The organism is Pseudomonas rhizozeae (assembly GCF_031583775.1).
Taxonomy (GTDB): Bacteria; Pseudomonadota; Gammaproteobacteria; order Pseudomonadales; family Pseudomonadaceae; genus Aquipseudomonas.
The window spans coordinates 62,881-88,150 of the sequence record NZ_JAVLSB010000001.1 but is presented as its reverse complement, the minus strand read 5'-3'; the positions used below and the strand labels follow the sequence as shown (position 1 = coordinate 88,150).

At 57.8% G+C, this 25,270-nt stretch carries 24 protein-coding genes; 7 read left to right on the top strand and 17 right to left on the bottom strand.

What is annotated here, in order from left to right; translation table 11 throughout:
- Positions 1-660: 660 nt before the first annotated feature.
- The 4 genes from RG836_RS00560 to RG836_RS00545 all read right to left on the bottom strand — a co-directional run bounded on the left by RG836_RS00560 (position 661) and on the right by RG836_RS00545 (position 4,954).
- Positions 661-1,680, bottom strand: a complete 1,020-nt coding sequence (locus RG836_RS00560; protein ID WP_310842303.1) for an SMP-30/gluconolactonase/LRE family protein — start codon at positions 1,678-1,680, stop codon at positions 661-663.
- Between the two features lie 42 nt (positions 1,681-1,722).
- The gene (locus RG836_RS00555; RefSeq protein ID WP_310842302.1) at positions 1,723-3,111 is read right to left on the bottom strand and encodes a tripartite tricarboxylate transporter permease; all 1,389 of its coding nucleotides are present in this window, start codon (positions 3,109-3,111) and stop codon (positions 1,723-1,725) included.
- A complete protein-coding gene (locus RG836_RS00550) occupies positions 3,108-3,569 on the bottom strand; it encodes a hypothetical protein (protein WP_310842301.1) in 462 nt (153 codons plus the stop codon). The genes RG836_RS00555 and RG836_RS00550 overlap by 4 nt, the downstream gene beginning before the upstream one ends.
- 95 nt (positions 3,570-3,664) lie before the next feature.
- Positions 3,665-4,954, bottom strand: coding sequence for a hydroxymethylglutaryl-CoA reductase, degradative (locus RG836_RS00545; RefSeq protein ID WP_310842300.1), 1,290 nt, complete (start codon positions 4,952-4,954; stop codon positions 3,665-3,667).
- A gap of 137 nt (positions 4,955-5,091) precedes the next feature.
- Between RG836_RS00545 and RG836_RS00540 the strand changes: the two genes are divergently transcribed.
- Positions 5,092-6,462, top strand: a complete 1,371-nt coding sequence (locus tag RG836_RS00540) for an aminotransferase-like domain-containing protein (RefSeq protein ID WP_310842298.1) — start codon at positions 5,092-5,094, stop codon at positions 6,460-6,462.
- Positions 6,463-6,487: 25 nt separating this feature from the next.
- On the opposite strand, the gene RG836_RS00535 is transcribed toward RG836_RS00540, so the two are convergent.
- The 10 genes from RG836_RS00535 to RG836_RS00490 form a co-directional block, all read right to left on the bottom strand.
- Positions 6,488-6,709, bottom strand: a complete 222-nt coding sequence (locus tag RG836_RS00535) for a hypothetical protein (protein ID WP_310842297.1) — start codon at positions 6,707-6,709, stop codon at positions 6,488-6,490.
- A 194-nt stretch (positions 6,710-6,903) separates the two neighbouring features.
- The gene (locus RG836_RS00530) at positions 6,904-7,038 is read right to left on the bottom strand and encodes a hypothetical protein (RefSeq protein ID WP_310842296.1); all 135 of its coding nucleotides are present in this window, start codon (positions 7,036-7,038) and stop codon (positions 6,904-6,906) included.
- A gap of 113 nt (positions 7,039-7,151) precedes the next feature.
- On the bottom strand, positions 7,152-8,330 hold the full coding sequence (locus RG836_RS00525; protein ID WP_310842294.1) for a GGDEF domain-containing protein: 1,179 nt from the start codon (positions 8,328-8,330) through the stop codon (positions 7,152-7,154).
- A gap of 108 nt (positions 8,331-8,438) precedes the next feature.
- Positions 8,439-9,617 carry a gamma-butyrobetaine dioxygenase gene (locus tag RG836_RS00520; RefSeq protein ID WP_310842293.1) on the bottom strand — a complete coding sequence of 393 codons (1,179 nt, stop codon included), beginning with the start codon at positions 9,615-9,617 and terminating at the stop codon, positions 8,439-8,441.
- A 26-nt stretch (positions 9,618-9,643) separates the two neighbouring features.
- Entirely contained in the window at positions 9,644-10,558 is a 915-nt protein-coding gene (choX, locus tag RG836_RS00515; protein ID WP_310842292.1) for a choline ABC transporter substrate-binding protein, read from the bottom strand.
- A 51-nt stretch (positions 10,559-10,609) separates the two neighbouring features.
- Positions 10,610-11,242: a transcriptional regulator BetI gene (gene betI, locus RG836_RS00510; protein WP_310842290.1), complete on the bottom strand. Its 633-nt coding sequence runs from the start codon at positions 11,240-11,242 to the stop codon at positions 10,610-10,612.
- 1 nt (position 11,243) lies between these two features.
- On the bottom strand, positions 11,244-12,428 hold the full coding sequence (locus RG836_RS00505) for an iron-containing alcohol dehydrogenase (protein WP_310842288.1): 1,185 nt from the start codon (positions 12,426-12,428) through the stop codon (positions 11,244-11,246).
- Between the two features lie 274 nt (positions 12,429-12,702).
- Positions 12,703-12,936, bottom strand: a complete 234-nt coding sequence (locus tag RG836_RS00500; protein WP_310842285.1) for a hypothetical protein — start codon at positions 12,934-12,936, stop codon at positions 12,703-12,705.
- A 129-nt stretch (positions 12,937-13,065) separates the two neighbouring features.
- On the bottom strand, positions 13,066-13,347 hold the full coding sequence (locus tag RG836_RS00495) for a hypothetical protein (RefSeq protein ID WP_310842284.1): 282 nt from the start codon (positions 13,345-13,347) through the stop codon (positions 13,066-13,068).
- Between the two features lie 55 nt (positions 13,348-13,402).
- Positions 13,403-13,612, bottom strand: coding sequence for a hypothetical protein (locus tag RG836_RS00490; protein ID WP_310842283.1), 210 nt, complete (start codon positions 13,610-13,612; stop codon positions 13,403-13,405).
- Between the two features lie 285 nt (positions 13,613-13,897).
- On the opposite strand from RG836_RS00490, the gene RG836_RS00485 reads away from it, so the two are divergent.
- On the top strand, positions 13,898-14,881 hold the full coding sequence (locus tag RG836_RS00485) for a DUF1852 domain-containing protein (protein ID WP_310842282.1): 984 nt from the start codon (positions 13,898-13,900) through the stop codon (positions 14,879-14,881).
- Between the two features lie 27 nt (positions 14,882-14,908).
- Positions 14,909-15,943, top strand: coding sequence for a methionine synthase (locus RG836_RS00480; RefSeq protein ID WP_310842281.1), 1,035 nt, complete (start codon positions 14,909-14,911; stop codon positions 15,941-15,943).
- A gap of 124 nt (positions 15,944-16,067) precedes the next feature.
- Here RG836_RS00480 and RG836_RS00475 read toward each other — a convergent pair whose 3' ends face one another.
- Positions 16,068-16,523, bottom strand: coding sequence for a hypothetical protein (locus tag RG836_RS00475; protein WP_310842280.1), 456 nt, complete (start codon positions 16,521-16,523; stop codon positions 16,068-16,070).
- A 306-nt stretch (positions 16,524-16,829) separates the two neighbouring features.
- Between RG836_RS00475 and RG836_RS00470 the strand changes: the two genes are divergently transcribed.
- Both RG836_RS00470 and RG836_RS00465 read left to right on the top strand, forming a co-directional pair.
- Complete coding sequence (locus tag RG836_RS00470) at positions 16,830-17,264, top strand: hypothetical protein (protein WP_310842279.1); 435 nt, start codon at positions 16,830-16,832, stop codon at positions 17,262-17,264.
- Between the two features lie 60 nt (positions 17,265-17,324).
- Positions 17,325-18,395 carry a hypothetical protein gene (locus RG836_RS00465; RefSeq protein ID WP_310842278.1) on the top strand — a complete coding sequence of 357 codons (1,071 nt, stop codon included), beginning with the start codon at positions 17,325-17,327 and terminating at the stop codon, positions 18,393-18,395.
- Positions 18,396-18,513: 118 nt separating this feature from the next.
- Here RG836_RS00465 and pdxR read toward each other — a convergent pair whose 3' ends face one another.
- Complete coding sequence (gene pdxR / locus RG836_RS00460; RefSeq protein WP_310842277.1) at positions 18,514-19,953, bottom strand: MocR-like pyridoxine biosynthesis transcription factor PdxR; 1,440 nt, start codon at positions 19,951-19,953, stop codon at positions 18,514-18,516.
- Positions 19,954-20,371: 418 nt separating this feature from the next.
- The gene (locus RG836_RS00455; RefSeq protein WP_310842276.1) at positions 20,372-20,572 is read right to left on the bottom strand and encodes a co-regulatory protein PtrA N-terminal domain-containing protein; all 201 of its coding nucleotides are present in this window, start codon (positions 20,570-20,572) and stop codon (positions 20,372-20,374) included.
- A gap of 269 nt (positions 20,573-20,841) precedes the next feature.
- Between RG836_RS00455 and RG836_RS00450 the strand changes: the two genes are divergently transcribed.
- Together RG836_RS00450 and RG836_RS00445 are read left to right on the top strand one after the other, a co-directional pair.
- Positions 20,842-22,041 (top strand): efflux RND transporter periplasmic adaptor subunit, encoded by a 1,200-nt coding sequence (locus RG836_RS00450; protein ID WP_310842274.1) that lies wholly within the window; start codon positions 20,842-20,844, stop codon positions 22,039-22,041.
- A gap of 25 nt (positions 22,042-22,066) precedes the next feature.
- On the top strand, positions 22,067-25,270 hold the full coding sequence (locus RG836_RS00445) for an efflux RND transporter permease subunit (protein ID WP_310842272.1): 3,204 nt from the start codon (positions 22,067-22,069) through the stop codon (positions 25,268-25,270).

Below are 25,270 nucleotides of genomic sequence, written 5' to 3'. Positions count from 1 at the left end.
CGGCCAGGGATGGCCGATGGCGGCGGGCCCACGGAGCAAGGCCGGAGTGAGGGCATGCCGAGCCTAAGCGAGGCACCGAATGGAGGGGATGAAAGCCTTTGGTTACTTTGGGCTTTTCAAAGTGACCCGCTGTAAGAGCGGAACCTATATCAGCCATCACAGAGGGAATGGATATGTACACCTGCAAAATTTCTAGTGCCTGAACAGAAGTCATCGCTGGCAAGCCAGGCTCCCACAGGTTTCGGAGACATCCGCTATTAACTCACCAGCAGGGAGATAGCCTTCGTCGGAACGCCGCCCGGAGCCGCCTCGCTCCCACAAGGGGAACACGATCAATCCGAAGCCAGGTCGGCTACTAGGCCGCCTCGGCGAACCGCTTTTGATCTGGCTTTTGATCTGCTCTGCCCCGTTAACCAGAGGCCGGAGTGAGGGCATGCCGAGCCTAGGCGAGGCACCGAATGGAGGGGATGAAAGCCTTTGGTTACTTTGGGCTTTTCAAAGTGACCCGCTGTAAGAGCGGAACCGATACCAGCCATCACCAAGGGAATGGATATGTACACCAGCAAACCAAGCAGCGCCTGACAACCAGTCATCGCTGGCAAGCCAAGCTCCCACAGTGTCCAGGGACATCCCCCGGTAACCTCAATACCCCAGGCGAATTCACTGATGCGAGTACAACGGCAACGCCTTGGCAAACCCACGCGCGCGGAAGATCACTGAACCCTGCCCGAGGTCGCCGTCGTTGCTGACCAGGTACAGTTCGTTGGTCCCGGGTTTGATGGCGAGGCTAGTGGAGCGCAGGAAGTGGCCGGTTTCGCGGCCGGGGATCAGCACTTGGCCGATCGGCGTGCCGTTGGGGTTGAGCACCAGCACGCGGCCCTGGCTGTATTGGGCGACGTACAGGTTGCCGTCCTGATCAACGCGCATCGAGTCCGGCGACGGCCCGTTGAAGCGATAGACGATGACCTCGCCAAACGGAGCGATGGTCGTCGCGTCCTTGAGTTCGATGCGGTGCAGCAGGCCGGTGGCGAATTCGGTCACCCACAAGGTCTTGCCGTCGGGGGAAAGCGCGATGCCATTGGCGATCGCCAGTTTCGGCAGGATCGGCACAATGCGTTTGAAGTCCGGGGTGACGTAATACACGCCGCCCGTGGGTTCGGTGGAGGTGCCTTTGAAATCGGTGAAGTAGAAGCCGCCGTCGGCATCGAACACCAGGTCATCCACCAGGAAACCCTTGTTGCCGCCAATGACGGTCTGCGGGTTTGTGCCGTCGGCGTCGTAGACCGTGAGGTTACCGGTGTCCTTGAAATTGCCCAGGCCGGCGACGAACAGCCGACCGTCCTTGTGAATCGCCAAACCCGCGGAGCCCAGCGCGTTTTTCGCCACCAGCACCTGCAATTTTCCCTGCGTGTCGACCTTCAGCACCTGGCCGCCAAACACCTCGACCAACACCAGATTGCCCTGGCGATCGAACGACGGCCCCTCCAGTTGCAAGAGCTTGTCCGAGACCTTGAACCAGGGCTGTGCGGTAACTGTGGGCAAGTCTTTTTCCGCAGCGGGCAGGGCATTCAAATCCTGGCCGGCGGCGGAGTATTTCAAAGTCGGAATCGCCGGGTCACCGACCGCCAAGGCACTGGCGCTCAGGGCGATCATCAGTAAGGCAAGCAATGTTTTGTGCATGGTTAGGTCCTGTGATTGTTGTTTTTGTCTGTGGACGATCAGTCAGCTACCGAGCAATGCCACCAGTGCCGGAACAGTCAGCACCGCGGTGTAATACCCCATGAACTGCACGCCGATGTTGAAACCCAGGAAGCGCGAAAGGAAACCGCCGAGCAGGCCCACGGTGATAATCACCAGCAAGCCGAGCGCGCCGCCCTCCCAGATACCGATCACCAGGATCAGCCCGACGAACGTGGCAATCACTGCTTCATGGCTGATCTTGCGCGACACCCAGGACGCCGCGCGGTGGGCGTAATTCATGGTGAAGGGATAAGCGATCAGGATCGCCACGACCACCGCGAGCATCCCGTAGCCGAAAAACTCCCAAGTGCTGAGCAGCGTATGCAGGTTGTTGACCTGCCCGGTGCCCGCGTCGACGGTGAAGCGCGGCGGCGCGTTGAACAGCGGCGCTGCCGGCCCGGCTGCCACCGGGCTCAGTGGCAGGCCGAAGGCGATCAACGGGATCAGTGCTTCGGCGATGTAAGTGGCTTCGGTCACGCCGTTGCGCGCGGTGATCACGGTCGTCAGGCGATGGTAAACGTGCTTGATCCGGGCGCCGACCATTTCGCCCATGATCACGGTCATGGCGACCGGGCTGAACACGAAAGTCGCGCTGGAAATCACCGCAGTGATGGCGGTCCAGCCGGTTTGCTGGCGGTCCAGCACTTTCAGCGGGTTGGGAAAGAACCCGCCCCAGCTCTTCACGTCCGGTGACAGCGAAAACGTCCGGACTTGATCGCGGCGCATCTTCTCCCGCTCGGCCGGCGCGAGCATCGAGAACAGTGCCGCAATCAACGGCCCGATGGCGATCCCCAGGAAGTAACTGACACTGAGCTTGACCCCGTACTGCCCGGTCAATGTTTGCAGGCCGACGATCACCATCACGAACGGAATCAGGGTCAGCACTGCTGCCCAGCGCCCGGCGGAAAAATAAGCAATGGCGATGGCCGCCGCGAGGAACACCCAGGGCGCAGCCTGCTTGATCGCATCGCCGAACGGCGCCAGCAGTACGGCGAACAGCACCGCCATCGGCACCGCCAGCAACGCCGCGATGACCGCGCCGGAAATCATCTTGCGCAGGGCAATGTGCGGCACGCCAAGGTTGCGCAGGAAGTTCGCCTCGCGCATCAGCGGCGTGGCCAGGGTGTCGCCGGGAATCCCCAGCAACGCGGTCGGCACGGCGTGGGTCATGTGCTTGGCCACGGCGCCGGCGAGGAAAAATGTCAGCACGCCGGGGGCCGGCACGCCGAGCAACACCACCAGCAAAGTCAGCGGGGCGAGGGTAGTGGTTTCATCGCTGCCGGAGATCAGGCCGATGCCGGCGAAGACTATCGCGCCGAGGATGCCCATGCCGAGCGCGACCAGGATCGGATCGAGCAATTCGGCCATCATTGCACGGCCCCCTTGTGCAGCACGCGCAGGTCCTGGTCGACAGTGGCTGAGGCCGACGCCTGGGCTTTTTCGTGTTCGGCGAACAACTCCAGCAAATCCATTTCACGTAATTCAGCGAGCACTGCCGGGGGCAGGTCTTCCAGCTTGCCGAGGTCGCCGAACTCCTTTTGCAGCTCCAGCAACACTTCGGCGCGCCAGGCCGGGTCAGCCTGATGCTCGACCACCAGGCGCTTGGGTTTGAACAGCATGGCGCTGATCGCACCACCGCCCAGGCAGCCGAGAATGCCCACCAGCATGGCGTAGGCCCGGGCCATTTGCGCCGACTCGACCACCGCAAGCAGGATGTACTGCGCGAGGAAAAAAGCGCTGAGGCTGACAGCCGCGCCAATCGCAATGGCGTAAATCAAATGGCGACTGTTGACCGTGTCGCCCCACACTTCGTATAGATCGGCCTTCAAAATGCTTCTCCCGCTGCCCCTTGGGGGCTGTTGTTGTTATCGACGTGAAGCGTCTCTACAGACAGTTGCGCGGTCGCTCGATCCACGCGGCCGGTTCAGGCGTGTCCGCGTTTTTGCTTGAGCAGCTCGCTGGCGTGGTCCGAGCGGACGTCCCGTGCTTCGACCATTTTTTTCACCAGCCAATCCACTTCATCGCCACGGGCGCCGGCGGACAAGGCAATGTTGCGCGCATGCAGGGCCATGTGGCCGCGCTGGATACCCTCGGTGGACAGTGCGCGCAGGGCGCCAAGATTTTGCGCCAGGCCTACGGCGACGGCGATTTCCGCCAGTTCCTGGGCGCTGGTGACCCCAAGAATGCGCAATGACAACTGCGCCAACGGATGAGTTTTGGTGGCGCCACCCACCAGGCCAACCGGCATTGGCATCTCCAGGGTGCCCACCAGATTGCCCTGGCCATCCTTCTCCCAAGTGGTCAACGAACCGTAGTGGCCATCGCGGCAAGCATAGGCGTGCGCGCCGGCCTCGACCGCGCGCCAGTCGTTGCCGGTGGCGACGATCAACGGGTCGATGCCGTTCATGATGCCCTTGTTGTGGGTCGCCGCGCGGTACGGGTCGATCACCGCAAAGTTGTAGGCATCGAGAATGCCTTCAATCACGTCTTCGCCCTTGAACTCCGCAGTGGTCAGCAACGCCGGGGCGATGCGGATCTGCGCCCGCGCCAGACGCAGATCGGCGAGGTTGGAGAGAATCCGCAGGCGCACCTTGCCGCCGGTGATTTCCTCCACCAGCGGCGCCACGGCCTCGGCCATGGTGTTGACCGTGTTGGCGCCCATGGCGTCGCGTACGTCGACGATCAAATGCGCCACCAGCATCGGCCCGCGCGGGCTCTGGGCGAAGGTGTGCACTTCAATGTCGCGGCAGCCGCCGCCGAGTTTGTTTAGCAGTTGGTCCTTGCGGTTGGCCAGTTCGATGATTTCGTTTTTGCGCCGCAGCAAACTCAGGCGCGCGTTGTACGGGTCGGCAACCTCGACGATCTGCACCTGGGCGCGCATCAGCGGCAGGCTGCTGGAGGTCTGGAAGCCGCCGGCGTCTCGGGCCAGTTTGGCCATGAACGAAGCGGCGGCCACCACTGAAGGCTCTTCTACCACCAGCGGAACGATCACGTCGCGGCCATTGATCTGGAAATTGCTGGCCACCGCGTAAGGCAGTTCGAAGGTGCCGATGACGTTCTCGATCATGCCGTTGGCGATGTCCAGTGGCAGCGCGCCGGGGGTGCGCAGCAGGGCGAGGTCGCTGTCAGGCAGGTCAAGCAAGGTTTGCAAGTGGTCGAGGCGGGCCGAGGGCGCCATGCCCCGGAACTGCGGAAGGCGGGAGTCGATACTCATGAACAGAAGTCCTGTCGCGATTTTTATTGTTGATGCGCCCAAGTTAGTCCGCCCTGTACCGGCAAAGAAGGTACAGTTTTGAAGGACAGTACCCGAGCTGTACCCTCAAGTGTCTCTTGCTATCTGGAACAGCCCCCATGGCCCATCAAACCCTGGCGCAGCGCTTCAGCGCGACCCTGGTCGAGCAGATCACCAACGGCACCTACCGGGTCGGCGAGCGCTTGCCATCGTTGCGCGAATGCATGCGGTTGCATGGGTATTCGAAAAACACCGTGATCAACGCCTATGAATTGCTCGCCTCGCAAGGCTTGATCGAGGCGCGGCATGGCCAGGGTTTTTTCGTCAAGACGGGCACCGCCAAGGCCAGCGAACCGGAAGAGCCGCTGCCCTACGCGCGGGCAATGGACACCATTTGGCTGATGCGCCAACAGTTCGTCCGGGAACCGGGGCACTCGCCGCTGGGTGAAGGGTTCCCGCCGGTGGAATGGCTGATGGACATGCGCCTCGACCGCTTCACCCGGCAGATCATGCGCAGCGGCGTGACCACGCTGTTTCGCTATGGCAATCGCCTCGGTAACGCTGGGTTGCGCCAGCATTTGGCACAAAAACTCGCCGGCTATGCGATCAGCGTCACGCCCCGGCAAATTGTCACCACCCACGGCGCCAACCACGCGCTGGACTTGATCATCCGCCGCTTCGTTGCACCCGGCGACTGCGTGTTGGTGGAAGATCCCGGCTACTACCCGCTGTTCGGCAAGTTGCAATTGCAGGGCGCACGGATGCTGGCGGTGCCGCGCCTGGCTGATGGGCCGGATCTGGAGGTGTTGAAGCAATGGTTGAAAACCGAACAGCCGAAGCTGTTTTTCATTCAATCGGTGGGGCACAACCCGACCGGTTCGGACATCTCGCCGAGCAAGGCCCACCAACTGGTGCAAATCGCCGAGGAGCATCAGCTGATCCTGGTGGATGACGATGCGCTGGCGGATTTCAAACCCACTTCAGCGATCAAGGTCTCGGCCCTGGATCAGCTCAAGCGCACGCTGTACGTCGGCAGTTTTTCCAAGTCGGTGTCGGCGGCGCTGCGGGTCGGTTTTATCGCTGGCAACAAAGAGGTGATCGATGAACTGGGGGATTTGAAGATGCTGCTGCACACCAGTTCATCAGAGTTCTGCGAACGAACGGTGGACGTGATTCTGGAAGAGGGGCATTTCCTGCGGCACTTGGTGCGCCTGCAAGAACGCTTGAAGCTAGCGACCGCCCAAGGCCTGCACATGCTCGACGAGATCGGGGCCGAGGTGTTTTCCCGTCCCGAGCAAAGCCTGTACCTGTGGGCGCGCTTTCCGCAGGTTGACGACGCTCGTGAACTGACCCGACGCCTGCTGCCCAAAGGCTTCATGATCGCGCCGGGACATATTTTTTCGCCAGTGCAAACACAAGTGAACCCGTGGACCCGGCTAAACGTCGCCTACCTCAACGACCCGCAGCTCAAGGCGCTGTTTACGCCTTGATGGTCAGGTCGAGCGCTGGCTTGCGTCAGAGCAGGTAAGCGGCGGATGGCACCCGTTGGTTATCCTGCACCGCTGCCACTAGATGCAGCGGCACCTCATGCCGCTGCTCCCTCGAAGGAAGCTCCCTCGAAGGCAATTCAAAACCGCCCACAATCTGTAGCGATTGCTCACTCAAACCGGTTGATGCTGCTTCCTGTGCCTTGGCCATTCTCGCGTGGTTTGCGGCGATTTCTCTGAGAGTTGACACGTTACATCTCCGGTGACTGACCAAGCGTAGCGCTGGTGTCCTTAGCGTTGGGGGAGGCGCTCGCGTCAGAATTATGTCGTGGCGAGTTCGCTAAGGCGGGCTGTGCAAAGGCTGAGCCACGGAGGGGTCAGAAATCAGGCGCCGGATCGTGTTTGCGACGAAAGGTGTGGGCGCGTTGCCCACGAGCCTGTTCGTCACTCGACAATGCAGGTCCAGCGGTGATTCAAACGATACGGGGCGCGGGTGAAGGTTACGTCGGCGACCAGGTTGAGCCCGCGTTTTTGCAGGGCTTCGGTCAGTTGCACCAGTGTCTCTGCTTCGATAGTCATGGCTATTACCTCGCAAGGATTAACGGTGTTCATAGTTCTTGACCGAGCGGACAACCGGCTAATTCAATTTTTCTACGAGGGCGATTGCGGATCTTGCGAAAGCCGCAGGAGGTTTAGCGCGGTTCCTGTGGCTCGACCGTGCTCAAGGTGCGATCCACCAGACGGATGCTGTCACGGCCGCCGCGTTTGGAGGCGTAGAGCGCCGCGTCACCTTGTTCGATCAGGGCGGCGAGGCTGGCAGGTGGTTGGTCGAACAGGGTGGCGCCGATGCTCAGGGTCACGGCTTCCGGGGTGGCGAAGGTGTGAGTGGCTGCTTTGTGAAACTGCTCGCGCAAGCCATCGCCCAGTTCAACGATGCCCTGGCGCGAGGCGTGGCGCAGCAGGATCACGAACTCGTCGCCGCCCAAACGCGCGGCCAACGCACCTTCCGGCAGCGCGCTGCGGATCATCTCGCTGAGGCTCACCAGCAAGCGGTCACCGGCGGTGTGGCCGTACAGGTCGTTGACCAGTTTGAAGTTGTCCACATCAATCAGCAGCAACGCCGCCGGTTGCGCGGGAGAGACGCCGTCGAGCAGACGTGGGGCGCGCACTTCGAGGGCGCGGCGGTTGTACAGCGCCGTCAACGGATCGCGCGCGGCCAGGCGGGCGATGCGTTTTTCCCGGCGGTAACGTTCGGTACCGGTCATCGACAGCGCGATCAGCATGATCGCCATGGCGCCTTCGACCAGGGAAATCTGAATGATCTCGCCGCGGAACGCCGCCAGGTCAATCAGTGAACCGGGCAGCACGGCGGTGACGGACTTCGCCAGATAAAACAGGCCATGCACCAGCAGCACGTAGCGCAACTGCACGGCGCCGACGCTCAAGGACTTGCCGTGGGGCCGCAGCAGCGAGCTGGCCCGCAGCATCAACACCGCCACCAGCAGCGAGTTGACCAACAACATGACCTTCGACCAAGGCTGTTCGCCGGGTAATAACAGCAGCACCGCCCAAGCGACGAAAATCAAATACCAGGCCCGGGACAGGCGCACTTGGGTGAAACGCGCCACGCCCAGTAAAAACAGCCAGTGCGCCACCACCAGCAAACCGTTGGCGAACCAGATGCCGATCAGCACCAGCCCGCTGCCGCGCAGCAGGGCCAGGGTCGAGCCGACGGTAATAGTCGCGAAACCGGCGCTCCAGAACAGCAGCGAGGGTTCGCGAATGCTGCGCCACTCGATCGCCAGGTACAGCGCGGCGGACGCGGCGAGGGCGATGGAGAGCACCAGTATCGTGGGAGGGTCGAGCGCCATGGCCGGTCCGAGGGAAAGTGACGGCCGACGATTGTAAGCGTTTGAGCCGGTTTTTCGCAGGGCTGCTCGTCCCCTGCGGGTGAAACCGGCGTCTCGAGAAAAGGGGGCTTAGGCTTGTCGCTCCAACACATACAGACGTGACAGCCATTCGTCACGGTCCAGGTAACAGCCCTGGAAATGCCGCTCGCCGCTGGCCGGGTCAAAGGCGTCGCGGGCGTGCAGCACGCGGCGGTTATCGAAGACCCAGGCCTCGCCGGCCTGCAAGCGGCGGTTCAATTGCAGGTGCGGTTCGCGAGTCAACTGAATGAACAGGCGATAGGCCTTGTACAGCGCTGGCATGACCTCGGTCGGCGCGTCGAACGGGCCACGCAGGAAGTTGGCGATACGGATTTCCCGATAGCTGCCATCCTCGTTCAACGCAATGATTGGTGCCTTGCAGCGGTAATCGTTGCGCGCCGACTTGTTGCGAAACTCCACCGGCGTGCGGGTCAGCAAGTCGAAGCTGTCCGGTGCGAGGCGCCGCAACTCCTCGGCCACCGCGAAGCCGTCGACGAAGCGGCTGTCGCCGCCCTCGGCATCGTTGCGCAGGCAATACAGAAACTGCACGCCCGGTTGCAATTCGCGGGTTGGCAAATCGGTGTGCAGCGGCAGATTAAACGCGGTGTAGGCGTTGCTGTCGGCGTCGACTTTCGATTGCACCTCGAACATCACCCCGAAGCTGCTTTCGCGGATGAACGCCACGCGCCGCGCCAGGCCGTCCAGCGAGCCGTTGGCGGTGGGCGCATTGCGGATCTGCGTCAGCCCCGTGTCGCGCAGGGCCCGTAGCCATTGCAGTAGCACGTCATCGCGGGTCATCACCTCCTGATAATCGAAGTGCGCCAATTGCTGGTTCATCTCGGCGCGCCAGAGCAGCGGTCGCGATGCCTGTTGCTCGCGTTCGGCGCGGGATTGTTCGTCGTAGGCGTGGGCGCGCAACCAGCCTGGGTGGTACAGGCTGGCGTGACCGTCGGACCATTGCACTGCCAGGCAACCGCTGCCGTCGAGTTGTGCGTCGAGGGCCGATAGGTCATCCGGCGCGTCAACAATCTCGAACATCTGCTCGCGGGTCACCGGGTAGACGCAGGCCGGGCACGGGCAGTTGTCGCGCAACCAGAGGTGATGAAACAGACTGACGCGTGCGTCGGACCAGGTTACTTCGACGCCGTCGGGTTGCCGCTGCAATGCCACCGGCAGGCTGTTCACTGGGTAAATTCGCCAATCGGCGATGGTCGCGGTTGCGCTGTTCATGGGCGGTTGCCTCCACTGACGGCTTGTTATTGTTGGGCCAGTTTTGCGTTGAAGTTTTGCACGCCATCGGTCCAGCGACGGCGATCCTCGGGGTGATCCTTGAGCCACTGCCGGGCGACCGCGTCCGGTTGCTGGCCGGCGAGGATCGCCACCATCATCTGGCTCTCGCCGGCGGTGGTGAAGGTCAGTTGCGTGAGCAGTTTCTGCACGTTCGGGCAGCGCTGCGCATAGTCGGGCTGCGTCACCGTCCACACGGTCGCCGCGCCTTCGTCCGGGCCCAGGGCGTCCTCGCTGCCGGTCAGGTAATCCATGTCCATGCTCACGTTCATCGGGTGCGGGGTCCAGCCGAAAAACACGATGGCGGTTTTGCGCGTCTCGGCGCGGCGCACTTGCGCGAGCATCCCGGCTTCGCTGGACTCGACCAGTTTAAAGTCGCCGAGGCCGAACTGGTTTTTGTCGATCATGGCCTGAATCTGCTGGTTGGTCGCCGAGCCGGATTCGATGCCGTGGATCTTGCCGCCCAGCGCCTCCTTGAAGCGCGGGATGTCGGCGAAGGTCTTCAGGCCTTGCTCGAACAGATAACGCGGCACCGCCAGGGTGGCATTGGCGCCGGTCAGGTTGGGCTTGGCCGACACGGCAATCTGCTTGGCGGCGACCATCGGCTCCACGGCAGCGGTCATCAGCGGTGCCCAATAGCCGAGGAACAGGTCGAGTTTCTTGTCCTTGATTGCCGTCAGCACGATTTGCTCTGAGGCAAAGGTCTGCTCGGTCTTGTAGCCCAACTCGTCGAGCAGCACTTTGGCCACGGCGCTGGTGGCCATCACGTCGGTCCAGTTGGCGACGCCCATTCGAACCTGTTGGCAGGACGGTGCTTCCGCCGCTGCGCAGGTGCCAGCCATCAATAGCGCGCATATTCCTGAAAAACGAAACACATGGGACATGGTCGATTCCTCCGGACAATCAGGGCAGGGTGGGTGTGGGCGGTGTTCTTGTTATGAGGTTTCGTTGGCCAGCAACAGCGTGGCCACCAATTGGCAACAGGCCTGGGCCTTGGCGGCGCTGAAGGCCTTGTGGTCGAGGGTCCATTCGAGCCAGAAGCCGTCGATCAGCGCGGTCAGGGTCAAGGCGGCGCTGCGGCTGTCAATGCGTTTGCCTTGCTCTTCGGCGGCCTGCTCGAAGCACTTTTCCAGCTCGGCGCGATAATCGAAATACAGCGTGTGGTTGAGCTTTTTCAGTTCCGGCGAAGACACCGCCGCCCCCCAGAAACCCAGCCAGGTGGTCAGGGTGAACGCGTTGAAAATGCTGCCCTTGAACGACGACTTGATCATTGCCGTGAGTCGATCCCGTGCCGAGGCATTCTTGCGGGTCAGGTGCTGTTCGGTCTCTGCGCGTAACTGGTCGGTCAGGGCCTGATAGGTGCACAGCATCAACTCTTCCTTGGAGCTGAAGTGATGGCCGATCAACCCGATGGAAATCCCCGCCTGTTCGCAAATGCGCTCGATGGTGGTGCCGCTGTGACCGTGACGGGTGATGCAGTGCATGGTCGCTTCGATGATCGAGCGCCGACGCGCTTCGGGTTCGATGCGGGTACGGCGTTTCTTTTCGGCAGGCAATGTCTCGCTCATATCACTTCCGGGCGTGGTCAAGGGCTTGGGTGAGCAGTTGTTCGAGTTGGGTCAGGTCGCTGGCGCGTGGGTTGCTGCTGCGCGCGGGGTCGAGCAGGGCTTTGGCGGCAATTGCAGGAAAGTCCTGACGTTGTACGCCGAGGCTGACGAGGTTTTTCGGGATGTCCAAGGCATCCAGGCGTGCGCATATCGCCCGGTAAAACGTCTCGAAATCCTCGCCCGGCAGGCCCATCGCTTGGCACACCGCTGGCAGGCGCGGCCGGATAAGGTCCTGGTTGAAGCGCAGCACCACCGGCAGGATGACGGCGTTGGTCAGGCCGTGGTGGGTGTTGTAGGTCGCGCCGACCATGTGGCTGAGCGCATGCACCAGGCCCAGGCCTTTATTGAACGCAACCCCCGCCAGGCACGACCCGGCGAGCATGCGGCCGCGCGCTTCGAGGTTATCGCCGTTTTTGACCGCGACGGGCAGCGCGTCCCACATCAGGCTCAACGCTTGCAGTGCCGCGCCGTCGCAGAGCGGATTGAACTGCGGGACGAAAAACGCTTCCAGGGCATGGATGATCGCGTCCATGCCGGTCCACGCCGTTAAGTGCGGCGGCAATCCGAGGGTCAGTTCCGGGTCGAGAATCACCCCGGCCGGCCGCGCCAACGGGTGCCAGACGCAACCTTTGATGCCCCGGCGAGTGTCGGTGAGCATCGCCGTGCTTTCGGTTTCCGCCCCGGTGCCAGCGGTGGTCGGCACGCAAATCACCGGGGGGAAGTCGCTGGCCTTGAAGCTGTCCGCCACTGGTTGATCAAAGTCGAAGGCCCATAACCCGGCACGGGACTGCGCGGCGATCAGCGCGATTGCCTTACCGGCATCCAGCCCGCTGCCGCCGCCCAGGGCCACCACGCCGTCTGCCTGCCAGTCACGGAAAAACGCCGCGCCATTTTCCACGGAAGTGTCAGTCGGGTTGGCCTCAATGCCGGCGTACAAGCTGCATCGCAAACCGGCCTGCTGCAAGTGGTCGAGCAATTCACTGACGAAGGGCAGGCTCGCGGTGCTGGCGTCGGTGACGATCAGCGGCGCCCGAATGCCGTGGCGCAGGCACATGTCCGCCAAGGCTGAGCGTGCGCCGGGGCCGTATTCGATGGGCACCGGTAGCGTCCATTGCTGGCGCGACAGGGGAGAGAGCGGATCAATCATCTGGACGGCCTCTGCGGGGGCTTGAGTGTCCAGACAGTAGGAGCTAATGAAAACAATTTCAATAGCGAAGGTGTTTTTACTGAAGATATTTTCAGTAGTGGCGATGCGGCGGGGCAAATTATGCCCGTGCTGCCAGGCAAAATTTCGTACGTTGCAGGCCAGCAATCCGGTCATCAACCGCGAGTAAAATCAAACCGCTCGTCGGGAACGAAGCACTAACAGGCAAATGGCCAGTCGATCTAGTACGCCAACTACCAGGTTTTCTATGCGACCTTTATCTCTCGATATGCCGAATGGACGCGAACTCATCAATGAACTTGATCTTGCGACTGAGCAGATGATGTCCCTTGCCGCCGACCAGATCGGTAGCGAGCTGTGGCAGCAAGCCTGCGATCGGCAGTACCGGGCTTTCCGACAATGGCGCGAGTACCTGCACTTCATGGCGGATGCGCAACGACCCAAGCGGATGTCGCGGGTCGCTTGAGGTCGATTGTTCGATTGCACGCATCTCCAAATCGCGAGCAAAGAAAAGCCCGCGTGGGGAGCGCGGGCTAAAGGGATCACAAGGAGCTGGGTTCAACATAGGCCGTCGCTCGTGAAAATCTTGTGAAGGTCAAAAAAACCTCTTTGATTTTTCTCACTTGCCTGAAGTGATCTCAGGCTGTTCGCGCACGATCTTCCCAGCCTTCACTTCATCCGCATAATCGCTGAGCTTGCGTTGCTGGGCATCCAGCAGTGCGCAAATTTTTTGCAAGGTCTGAGCTTCATCCGGCGTCTTGCCCCGCGCCGCCAGCGCGGTCAACTCGGAGGCTGCCCAACCGATGACCGCACCCGCATCTTCCAGGTCGTAAAACAATTCTTGCTGCGCCGTTCTCGGACCGTCGAGCCCCCGAATGAGAGTGGGCGGAGTCTTTGCCATGTTGGGCCTCTTGGTATGCGGGCGGCACTAAGCCTTGAATGAATTGAAAGGGTGTTCAGTGCAGCGTCTTTGCCTTGCGACTTTCGCCAATCCTGATCCGGTCCAGCGCGCGGTTCAGTGCGTCAAGCGCATCGAGCAAGGCCTGCGCCTCGGCCTCTCGGCCTTCGCCCCAAAGGCGTTCAGCCATTGTGTTCAGTGTCTGGATCGAGCGCTCGATGTCGGCGGCGGTGGCGATGGTTGAGCCTGGCGATTGCGTTTTGGGCATGGGCATTGGGCTCCAGAATCGACGAGGCTTCGAATAGTCGGGCGGATGGCAGCAACTAGCAATAGCATCATGGCGCTTGCTCCACACTGAGGAAGGCCAGGGACGTGGCAGTCACTTTGAAATCCCGTTCATTCCATCATGAGCGTGACTAACGCTTTTAGTGAAATCCTTTCGTTTTCACTCACTCACTGGCCGACCTAACATGACCGTTATCTTGGACGATCACGACTGCTCGTCAATCAATAAACTCGAATTCCCGCGCGGAACTCAAGGTGCCAGATCACAATGAACACAGCGTTTGGATTTTCAATCAAAAGTATTAATTTCGATGAAAATTATCACCCTTCAGAAACTACGCGCATCACCACTAACTTTGCTAACCTGGCTCGCGGAGAAAGCCGTCAGGAGAATTTGCGCAATACCTTAGTGATGATAAACAATCGTTTCAACGCATTGGCAGATTGGGATAATCCCAACGGCGACCGTTATGCGCTAGAGCTGGAAATCATTTCGGTTGAAATGGATATCGACGTTAAAACCACTAACACTGCGATCCCACTGATTGAAATTCTCAAAACCAATATAGTTGATCGAAAAACTAATGAGCGCTTTGAAGGCATCGTAGGGAATAATTTTTCCTCTTACGTACGGGATTATGATTTCAGTGTGGTGCTGCCGAAGCACAATGAACATAAGGCGGAATTCAGCACGCCCGCTGATTTTGGAGAACTGCATGGAAAGCTGTTCAAATGCTTCATCAACTCAAGCGCCTATCACGATAATTTTAATAAGCCACCGGTGATATGCCTGAGCGTGTCGAATACCAAGACCTATCACCGGACCGAAAACCTGCATCCTGTACTGGGTGTTGAATACCAGCAGGACGAAAACTCTCTTACGGATGACTATTTCGGAAAAATGGGCTTGAAAGTTCGCTATTTCATGCCGGCCAACAGTGTTGCGCCGTTGGCTTTTTATTTTGCCGGCGATTTGCTCTGTGATTACACCAATCTTGAGCTAATTAGCACTATCAGTACCATGGACACGTTCCAAAAGATTTATCGGCCAGAAATTTACAATGCGAACTCTGCGGCAGGAAAAGCCTATCAGCCGAGCCTTAAACACCAGGATTATTCATTGACACTCATTGTTTATGATCGGGAAGAGCGTAGCCGTCTGGCTATCGAGCAAGGCAAGTTTGTTGAGGAGCACTTTATCAAGCCACACCAGGCGACGCTCGAACAATGGTCCGCTCATTACACGCTTTGATAACTTTAAAAATTAAGGTTTGCCCTGATGAAAAAATTATTACCCACTTCGACCGCTGGCAGCTTGCCTAAACCGTCCTGGCTCGCCCAGCCTGAAACCCTGTGGTCACCCTGGAAGCTGCAAGATGAGGCGCTGGTCGAGGGCAAGCAAGATGCGTTGCGCCTGGCGTTGCAAGAACAACAACAAGCCGGCATTGATATCGTCAGCGATGGCGAACAAACCCGCCAACATTTCGTGACCACCTTTATCGAGCATCTCAGCGGTGTTGATTTTGAGAAACGCGAAACGGTCAGAATTCGTGATCGTTACGATGCGAGCGTACCCACGGTGGTAGGTGCCGTGGCCCGGCAAAAACCGGTTTTTGTGGAGGACGCCAAGTTCTTACGCCAGCAAACCAAGCAGCCGATCAAATGGGCGTTGCCTGGTCCCATGACCATGATCGATACGCTGTACGACAGCCACTATAAAAGCCGCGAAAAACTGGCTTGGGAATTCGCCAAGATTCTTAATCAGGAAGCCAGGGAACTGGAAGCTGCCGGGGTCGATATCATCCAGTTCGACGAGCCCGCCTTTAACGTTTTCTTTGACGAGGTAAATGATTGGGGGGTTGCCACCCTGGAGAGGGCTATTGAAGGTCTCAAGTGTGAAACCGCGGTGCATATTTGCTACGGCTACGGGATCAAAGCCAATACCGATTGGAAGAAAACACTGGGGTCCGAATGGCGCCAATATGAAGAAGCGTTCCCCAAGCTGCAAAAATCCAGCATCGATATCATCTCGCTGGAGTGCCACAACTCCCATGTTCCGATGGATCTCATCGAGCTGATTCGGGGTAAAAAAGTAATGGTCGGCGCCATCGATGTCGCCTCCAATACCATTGAAACACCGGAAGAAGTCGCCAATACCCTGCGACAGGCGCTGCAGTTTGTAGAGGCCGACAAACTCTACCCGTGCACCAACTGTGGCATGGCTCCATTATCTCGTCAGGTCGCAAGAGGTAAGCTGAACGCCTTGAGCGCGGGCGCGGAAATCGTAAGAAGAGAGCTCACAAACGCTTATTAAGCGAAAGCCCTGAGCGACGTGCAGGAGGAACTGATCGAGGTGATCTTCAAAACGCTAAGGCGGGTCACCGAGCGCTGGAAACATCTTCCCGCTAATCGGACCTCCCGCCCCGTGCGGCATCACATTATTTCAGCCCGACTAAACCTTTAGCCAAACTTCTACCGTCCGCATCCATGTTGTGATTCGACATTGCATTGTTCAGAGCGACCGTTGCCTGACCCAACGCCGCTTGCATGCTCCTGATCTCGATCGTCAATGCCTCTCGACGCCGCTTTATTTCATCGTCGGACAGGGTTTTGTCGCTTGAGAGCTCGATCAACTCCTGGTTTTTTTGGTTGATTTTCTCTTGAAGCTTACGAATGTTCTTCAGGACTTCCTTGACGTCCTCGGGTAAGGGCGCGCGATCAATGTCGGCATATTTCTCGCTCTCTAATTTATCTTGACCTTCTTTAGAGATATTGACCTTGGCAATGACGGAGGCAGAGCTGGTGCTGGCTGAGCTGTCCTTCACGGGGGTGTTTGATTGCGGTTCGATCCTTACCTGCATGACGGGCCTGTGATCGACAGCGGAAATTCTCATGAACCTTCTCCCTGAGTGTCAATGATTCATCCGAGGTTATCGGCGTGAACCGATTGAGCTTTAGTTGAACGTTCCAGAGCAGTGCTGCTTCGATGCCTCAACTGCAGGAAGAAGATGCCGGACCCGCTGCACGTTTCCCCACACATGTATTGATGGTCGCGATTGGGCTGGACGAAATAGTCAAAATTGGCCGTGGGATATTCCAGAGTTGCAAGGTAGGTTGGTTGATATCAGAAAGGTGTCGACCAGTTACTGGATGTACGCGGTCGACATTGACCGTCAATACATTCGGGAACCCGTAATTGCATGAACTATCACAGCGCAAGTTCCTCGACCCACGCCTTATTCGCCATAGCCGGATTGTTGAGCATCATCCTGTTTGCCAATGGCGTATTCATGCTGATTAACCCCTCGCTGTGGTTTACGCAGGTGCCTGGTGTCTCGGCGACAGGCGCGTTTAATCAGCACTTCATCCGTGATATCGGCCTCCTGTACATGATCATCGGCGGCGCGCTGTTGGCTGGCGTTATGCGGCTGGAGCATCGCGTAATGCTGTGGGGAACGGCTGCTTTGTGGTTAAGCGGTCATGCGATTTTTCATGTCTGGGAAGTGATGGCGGGTGTGTGCGGTCCCGAAGCGCTCGTTCGCGATTTCCCTGCCGTGTCATTGCCGGCGCTGATCAGTGTCGGCTTGACCGTTTGGGCAATGCAGGAAAAAAGCACTGCATCGCGCAAGGTTTGAATATCAGCCATTGCGGTGCGAAGCGAAACCGTGGCGGCCAACGACTATCCGGAGATAAGAATGGACAACGCAGTAGAGCATGCAAGGGCAGTTCCTGTGGGTACAGAAGCGCAATCGATGGAGTCAAAGCGAATAATCTGGGCCGCAGCACTTAGCGCCGCGATTTACCCTTGGTTACTGCAGGCGTTTCACTCAGCTATCACCCCGACCGTGGTCGATTCAACATCACTGCTGAGCGCCATCAGCCGTCTGCTGGTCGCCGTGCTAATGCTAGTAAGTGCGTTTGCGATGCCCCTGGTTTGTTTGCTTCTGGCCAGTAAGCAAAGACATGCCGTTACCGGCGCATCGGCGCGCGCCCGGCGCTTCGCGCTGATCTCAATGACCGCGCCGACTGCCTATGTATTTTTTGGCGTAGTGACTTACATGGCGGGCAGCACAATCCCTGATCCCTGGATTTGGACACCCGCGTGGCTCCTGCTGGCCTATTGGGCTTCGCAAAAGAAACTTTCCGAGGTGGCGCCTAAAACAACTTCGTCGCGGTACTTACAGATAGCACACGGTGTGTGTGGCTCCATCGCGGCCGTGTACGTTCTGTTCCATGTGTTCAACCATTTGTTCGGTCTTATAGGGCCCGAGGCTCATGCGTCTGTCATGGACATCGGGCGCACGGTGTACCGATCACCGCTCGTTGAACCCTTGCTGGTGATTGTCATGCTGTTCCAGATCATTAGCGGATTGCGATTGGCATGGACCTGGAGCGAAACCTCGCAAGACCGCTACCGGATTTTCCAGATCGCGTCGGGAATATTCATGTCCGTGTTCATCCTCGGTCATATGAACTCGGTATTCGTATTTGCCCGGACGTTTCTCGACATCCCTACCGACTGGGCATTCGCCGCAGGTTTGCCGACTGGGCTGATCAAAGACCCATGGAACATCCGCCTCCTGCCGCATTACGCACTCGGAGTGTTTTTTGTCTTGACCCATTTGTTCTCGGGTTTGCGAGTGGTACTGGTTTCACATGGTGTAAAAACGTCGGCAGCCAACGGCGTGTGGTGGCTGGGTTTTATAGGGAGTTCATTAGTTTCACTGGCAATCATGTTGGGAATGATCGGCTTTAGATTGGCGTAACGATTAATGGCGTTTTTTCAACGGCTATTGGGTTGAGGCGTGGGTCAATCATTGACTGTTTCTTTGCGAAAGCCTGACGGCACACCCATGCGTCCAGCCGTCAGGCACTGCCTGCACCTCACCTCGCATCCAGTTGCATGAGTATGTCGTGCAAGCGATCAAGCGCTGGATCAATGTCTAGCGTCTCGATCGAGCCGAAGCCTATCAACAGGCCACATTGCGGGGTCGTCTGATAAAAAAAACGTTCAATCGAATACAGACTTACTTCCACTTTCCGACACAGCTCGATTAGCAAATCAAGATCTATCGGATGCTTGAATCGCGCAGTGATATGAAAACCGGCAGTGATATGGATGGCCTCGAGCCAGGCCGATAAATCTCCATTGAGGCGGTTCAAGATCCGCTCTCGGCGTCCAGCGTAAATCGTATGTCCACGGCGGATGTGTTTCTGCAGCTTCCCGTCGGTCATGAATTTGGCCAATGCCCATTGGGCCAGGATAGAGGTGTGCCAGTCCATGACCTGCTTCGCCTTCACAATAGCTTCATGAATTGATGGCGGTAGTACGGCGTAGCCAAGTCGAAGCTCGGGAAGCATCGTTTTGGAAAACGTTCCTACAAAGATGACGTTGCCATGCTCGTCCATGCTTTGCAGGGAGTCGGTCGGGAGATCTTCATACCGAAATTCGCTGTCGTAATCGTCCTCAATGATGATGGCGCCGAGCTCCTTGGCGCGTTTCAGAAGGGCCGTGCGCCGAGCACTGCTCATTGGCATTCCCATAGGAAATTGGTGAGCAGGCGTGACGTAGATCAGCCGGGTTCCATCCGGAATGAGATCGACACGAAGACCTTCTTCATCCACTGCAACGCCCACGACGGTCGCGCCTTGGGAAGTGAAGAGCATTCGGGCGGGTGGGTAACCTGGATCTTCTACGGCGACGATGCTTCCGCTCACAAGCACTACGCGCGAGATCAAATCCAGCGCTTGTTGCGTTCCGTTACAGACAACGACATTTTCTTCACGACAAACAACGCCTCGGCAGAACGCGATGTGCTGGGCAATGGCGCCACGTAATGCAGGCAGACCTTCTGGCTGGCTGTAAAAACCCGCCGCACGTTGCATCTGGCGGAGTGCATATTGAGTGCAACGGCGCCATTCATCATGAGGAAACTGACTTTTATGAGTCGCGCCGCCTACAAAATCGTATCGCACCGTGCCTGCTTGGGCGGGATCGGGCAGAGGCGACGGTAGGGACAACCAGGTGTTGATGCTGTCGGCGCAAGCCAGGTCCGACACGTTCCGCCTGCGCGATGCTTTCGAGGGGCGAGCGTTGACGTAGGTGCCTTTGCCAACCCTGCCTATCAGGAAGTTTTCATAGGTTAATTGTGCGTAGATGTCAGAAATAGTCTTGCGTGAAATGCCCAGCTGCTCTGCCAACAATCGGCTCGGCGGTAATTGCATTCCTGCTGCCAATCGACCGCCTTCGATCGCGCCGCGCAGTTGCCTATACAACTGGCCAGCCAAGTCCTTGCGCCCATTAATGACAACATGTAGTTCCATGCCCGTTCGCCCCTCATTTGTTTGGTGAAGAGCATGACGTTAGTTAGATTGAAAGGCCAGTGGTATAGACGCTCCAAGTCTAAAAATCTCGTGCGGGCGAGTAAAAATGTTAGTCAATAAGTTTCGATTTGATTGGACTATTTAAAATACCCGGAATTGGCGTCGGTGCGGCGGCTATTATCAAGTAGAATACGCCGGTGGTGCCTGGTCAATGTTTAGTCTGGCACTTGCTCCTATTGAAGGCTATGGGAATTCATCGATACAGCGCATGTAGTATCGATGGAAAGCTTTCGATAGTGTTTGATGTGGCTCCTTTGGACTCGGCTTGCTCAGCGAGTCTTTTTTTTTGCGCAAAAAAAAGCTCTTCCGTGGTATGGGAAGAGCTGCAGATGGTTCATTTAAAACCTTTTAAGTGGTATCAACTGCTGCCTTCGGAATCCGCTGGTGTGTCCGATTTTACGGTGTCTTCAATATCGCTATGGTCTTTTTGCTGCGCAGCCAACGCCTCTTGCGCGCGGGCTTGATTACGTTCGAAAACTCTATCGCCGCCGCCTTCGGCGAAGGACAGTGAACTAAATAAAGACAAGGTCAACGCACAGGTCACAATAAATTTAAACATCGTTCATTCATCCTCTAAGTGCCACTGCTGTGGCAAGAGTATTCAGGCTATGCGAACAAAAACTTTTATGTAATAGCCAATGCCTGCAAAAAATAGCTGACCAATTGTTGGAGAAGGTTACAGCGATTTGGAGTAGAGCTTTTAGGTTGAATTGGATGTTTTAGTCGCTCGATCAAGAAACTATTGTTGAGCACCGAACCTGATTACTGACTGTTGGAAGTTGTCACAGCTCAGTTATTGCATTCAAAACTCTATGTGCTGAGTCTATTATGAAGCCTTCCAAACCCATCGTGAGAAAGAGCACAACTGCAATTGCCCTTGGCGTATTGATTTTAATGGGGGTGAGCACCTATTACGTGAAAGAACCTGTCGCCGCGCCTGCGTTGCAAACGACTCAACCGGCCATACCGGTGACGGTCGCTCAAGTGCACAACAAACCCGTGACGGAGTGGAACGATTTCTCTGGACGAATCGAGGCCATGGAGCACGTGCAAATCCGTCCACGCGTCAGTGGAACAATCGACGCCGTTCATTTTCACGAGGGGCAAGTTGTTAATAAGGGGGCGCCTCTTTTTACCATCGATCCACGGCCCTATCAGGCAGCCTTGGCTAAAGCCCAGGCGAATCGCGAGATGGCCAAGGCGCGGTTCTCCCTGGCGAAAACCGAACTGGCACGTTCGAGCAAACTGATCGTTCAGCGCGCCATCTCCCAGCGCGAGCAGGATCAGCGCGCTAATGATCTGCTCGAGGCTCAGGCGGCGTTAAGTGCAGCTCAGGCAGACGTTCTCAGCGCGCAGTTGAACCTGCAGTACACAACGATCGGAGCGCCGGTAACAGGACGGGTATCGCGTGCGGAGCTCACTGTGGGCAATTTGGTTGGGACCGGCCCGGAGGCTCCCGTCCTGACCACCATCGTGTCGGTGTCCCCGGTGTACGTCAATTTCGAGCTCGATGAGGCGAGCTTTATCCGCTTCGCTCGAAATGGTGCGAAAGGCAGTACAGGGGTCAACAACTTGCCCGTCTTTATGGGCTTGGCAAATGAGACTGACTACCCGTACAGCGGCCGGGTCAAGTCGCTGGATAACCAACTCGATCGTCAGTCGGGAACGCTCAGAGTCCGTGCGGTATTCGACAACCCGGGTGGTGAGCTCACGCCTGGTATGTACGCTCGCGTCCGCACGGGGGATTCGGCACCGCGACCTGCGTTACTCATCCGTGACCAAGCGGTTGGCACCGATCAGTCGAAAAAATACGTGTTTGTGGTTGATGCGCAAAACAAGGTGGCGTACCGCGAGTTAACACTGGGCCCGGTGATTGATGGGTGGCGAGTGGTGCGTTCAGGTCTGTCCGAGGGTGAACTTATCGTCCTCGAAGGCCTGCAGAAAATCCGCCCTGGCGACGTGGTCGACCCGCAACCGGCCGTCGATGCCGTTGCATTCGACGCTCAAAAACAACCCGTACGATTCTGATCTCGGTCGGTAAGGAGCAGCTGTCATGGATATCTCGCGCTTTTTTATTGATCGGCCCATTTTCGCTGGCGTGCTTTCAGCCATTATTTTCATCGCCGGCCTGATCGCTATTTTCAATCTGCCAATTTCGGAATACCCCGACGTTGCCCCGCCGTCCGTCGTCGTTAAAGCCCAATACCCTGGAGCCCACCCGCAGACAATTGCTGAAACCGTAGCCACGCCTATGGAAGAGCAGATCAACGGCGTGGAGGGAATGCTGTACATGAATTCCCAGGCTACGCCAGACGGGCAATTGACGCTCACCGTGACGTTCAAACTCGGCACTAACCCTGACCTTGCGCAGCAAATGGTGCAAAACCGGGTAAACCAGGCATTGCCGCGCCTGCCGGAAGCGGTGCAACGGCTCGGTGTGACAACGCTCAAGAGCTCACCCGACTTAACCATGGTGGTTCATCTGCGCTCACCCAACGAGCGTTATGACATGCAGTACCTGCGCAACTATTCGCTCATCAACATCAAAGATCAGCTGGCCCGCTTACCGGGTGTCGGGCAGGTTCAGGTCGCCGGCTCGGGCGACTATGCCATGCGTATCTGGCTGGACCCGCGAAAGCTGGCGGCTCGCGATCTGGCTGCGAGTGACGTCGTACAGGCATTACGCGAGCAAAATGTGAATGCGGCAGCGGGCGTTGTGGGTGCGTCGCCTTCCGTTCCGGGCGTGGAGTATCAGATTTCCGTTAACGCTCGTGGTCGTCTGACCACTGAAGAAGAATTTCGCGATGTGATCGTTCGCACATCAGGCGACGGCCGCGTGACGCGTTTGCGTGATATCGCCCGAGTCGAACTGGCGGCAGGCGACTATGCGTTGCGTACCCTAGTGGACAACAAACAGGCCAACGCAATCCTCATTTATCAACTACCCGGCTCCAACGCATTGCAGATTTCCGACAATGTGCGAAAGACCATGGCCGACTTGAGAAAGGACATGCCGGAAGGGGTGGACTACCAGGTCATTTATGACCCCACGCAGTTTGTCCGTTCTTCCATTGATGCGGTTATTTACACCCTGCTCGAAGCCATCGTGCTGGTGGTGCTGGTGGTGATCATTTTTCTGCAAACCTGGAGGGCTTCGATCATCCCGTTGCTCGCAGTCCCGGTATCCGTGGTGGGTACGTTTGCGATCATGTTGATGCTGGGGTTTTCAATCAATGCATTGAGTTTGTTCGGGCTGGTACTGGCGATTGGCGTGGTGGTGGACGATGCCATCGTCGTGGTCGAGAACGTGGAGCGCAACATCGCGCTCGGCCTGTCGCCGCGTGATGCGACTTATCAAGCCATGCGTGAAGTGTCAGGACCGATTGTGGCGATTGCCCTCACCTTGTGCGCCGTTTTTATACCCTTGGCGTTCGTCAGTGGGCTGACGGGGCAATTCTTCAAGCAGTTTGCTTTGACGATTGCCATTTCGACGGTGATTTCCGCGTTCAACTCCCTGACCTTGTCTCCCGCGCTGTCTGCTCTGTTGCTCAAGGCGCATGACGCACCAAAGGATGGGTTTCAGAGAGCGTTCGATAAGGTATTTGGCGGCTTTTTCAAACACTTTAACCGCCTGTTTGGCCGGGCGTCAGCCCATTACGGAACCGGTGTCTCCAAGGTCCTTCGCCGCAAATCGTTGTCTCTGCTGGTCTACGCAGGGCTGGTCGTTGTCGCGGTATTTATCTTCAACCGTGTACCGGCCGGATTTGTCCCGCCACAAGACAAACAATACCTGGTCGGTTTTGTTCAGTTGCCCGACGCCGCCTCACTGGATCGAACCGAAAAAGTTTTGCAGGACATGACTGCGATCGCACTCGCCACGCCAGGTGTCGAGGCGGTTACCGGCTATGCGGGCTGGTCCATCAATGGCTTTGTCAGCAGTCCCAATTCCGGCGTTGCGTTCTTCGTGCTGAAAGATTTCGCCGAGCGTGAAGAACCCGGTATGTCGGGTAATGAATTGGCAGCGCAACTCAACGCAAAATTCGCTGGAATCAAGGGCGCTTATACGGCTGTCTTCCCGCCGCCTCCCGTCTCCGGAATGGGCAGCGTCGGCGGCTTCAAGTTGCAGTTGCAGGACCGCGCGGCGCTCGGTACACCTGCGTTGAACAACGCGCTGCAAGCGTTCATGACCAAGGCACGGCAAGCGCCTGAACTGGCGGGAATGTTTTCCAGCTTCCAGATGAATGTGCCGCAACTCTATGCCGATGTTGATCGTACCCGTGCGCAGCAGTTGGGCGTTTCCATTCCTTCGGTATTCGAAACCTTGCAGATCTACCTGGGCTCCATCTACGTCAACGACTTCAACAGTTTCGGGCGGACTTTCCAGGTCAAGGTTCAAGCCGATGCCGAGTTCCGTGGCCACGCTGAAGACATCGGCTTATTCAAGGCTCGCAACGAAAACGGTGACATGGTGCCGTTGGCGTCAGTGTTGAAAATGACCCAGACCTATGGTCCCGATCAGGCTATGCGTTACAACGGTTTTCCTTCCGCCGACGTCAGCGGGGGGCCGGCGTCGGGGTATAGCAGCGGTCAGGCCATGGAAGCGATAGAACGCATCGCCAACGAAACGCTTCCGCGCGGGATCGGCTACGAATGGACCGAGCTGACTTATCAAAACAAGATTGCCGGTAACACGCTGTTCATCATTCTGCCGCTCTCGATGCTGCTGGTGTTTTTCGTACTCGCCGCACAGTACGAAAGCCTGACACTGCCCATCGCTGTCCTGCTGATCGTTCCGATGGGCATCCTCTCGGCGATTGCGGGTGTCTGGCTAACGGGTGGCGACAACAACCTGTTCACTCAGATCAGCTTTGTCGTGCTCGTGGGGCTTGCCTGCAAAAACGCGATTCTAATCGTCGAGTTTGCTTATGAACTGGAACACCAGGGGCGCTCTATCCGTCAGGCTGCAATAGAGGCGGCGAGGCTTCGCCTGAGGCCGATCCTGATGACCTCCATAGCCTTCATCGCCGGTGTAGTGCCTTTGATCATGTCCAGCGGTGCAGGGGCGGAAATGCGCCAGGCCATGGGTATCGCGGTCTTTACCGGAATGATCGGCGTGACGCTGTTTGGCCTGTTTCTAACACCCGTTTTCTACGTGTTGCTGCGCCAGTTGTCGGTACGTTTCACCGGCTCAAACGGCTTGTCACAGACCAAGGCAGCGGCCGAACCTGTCCAGCTTTCCTCGACTCGGGAGGTTTAA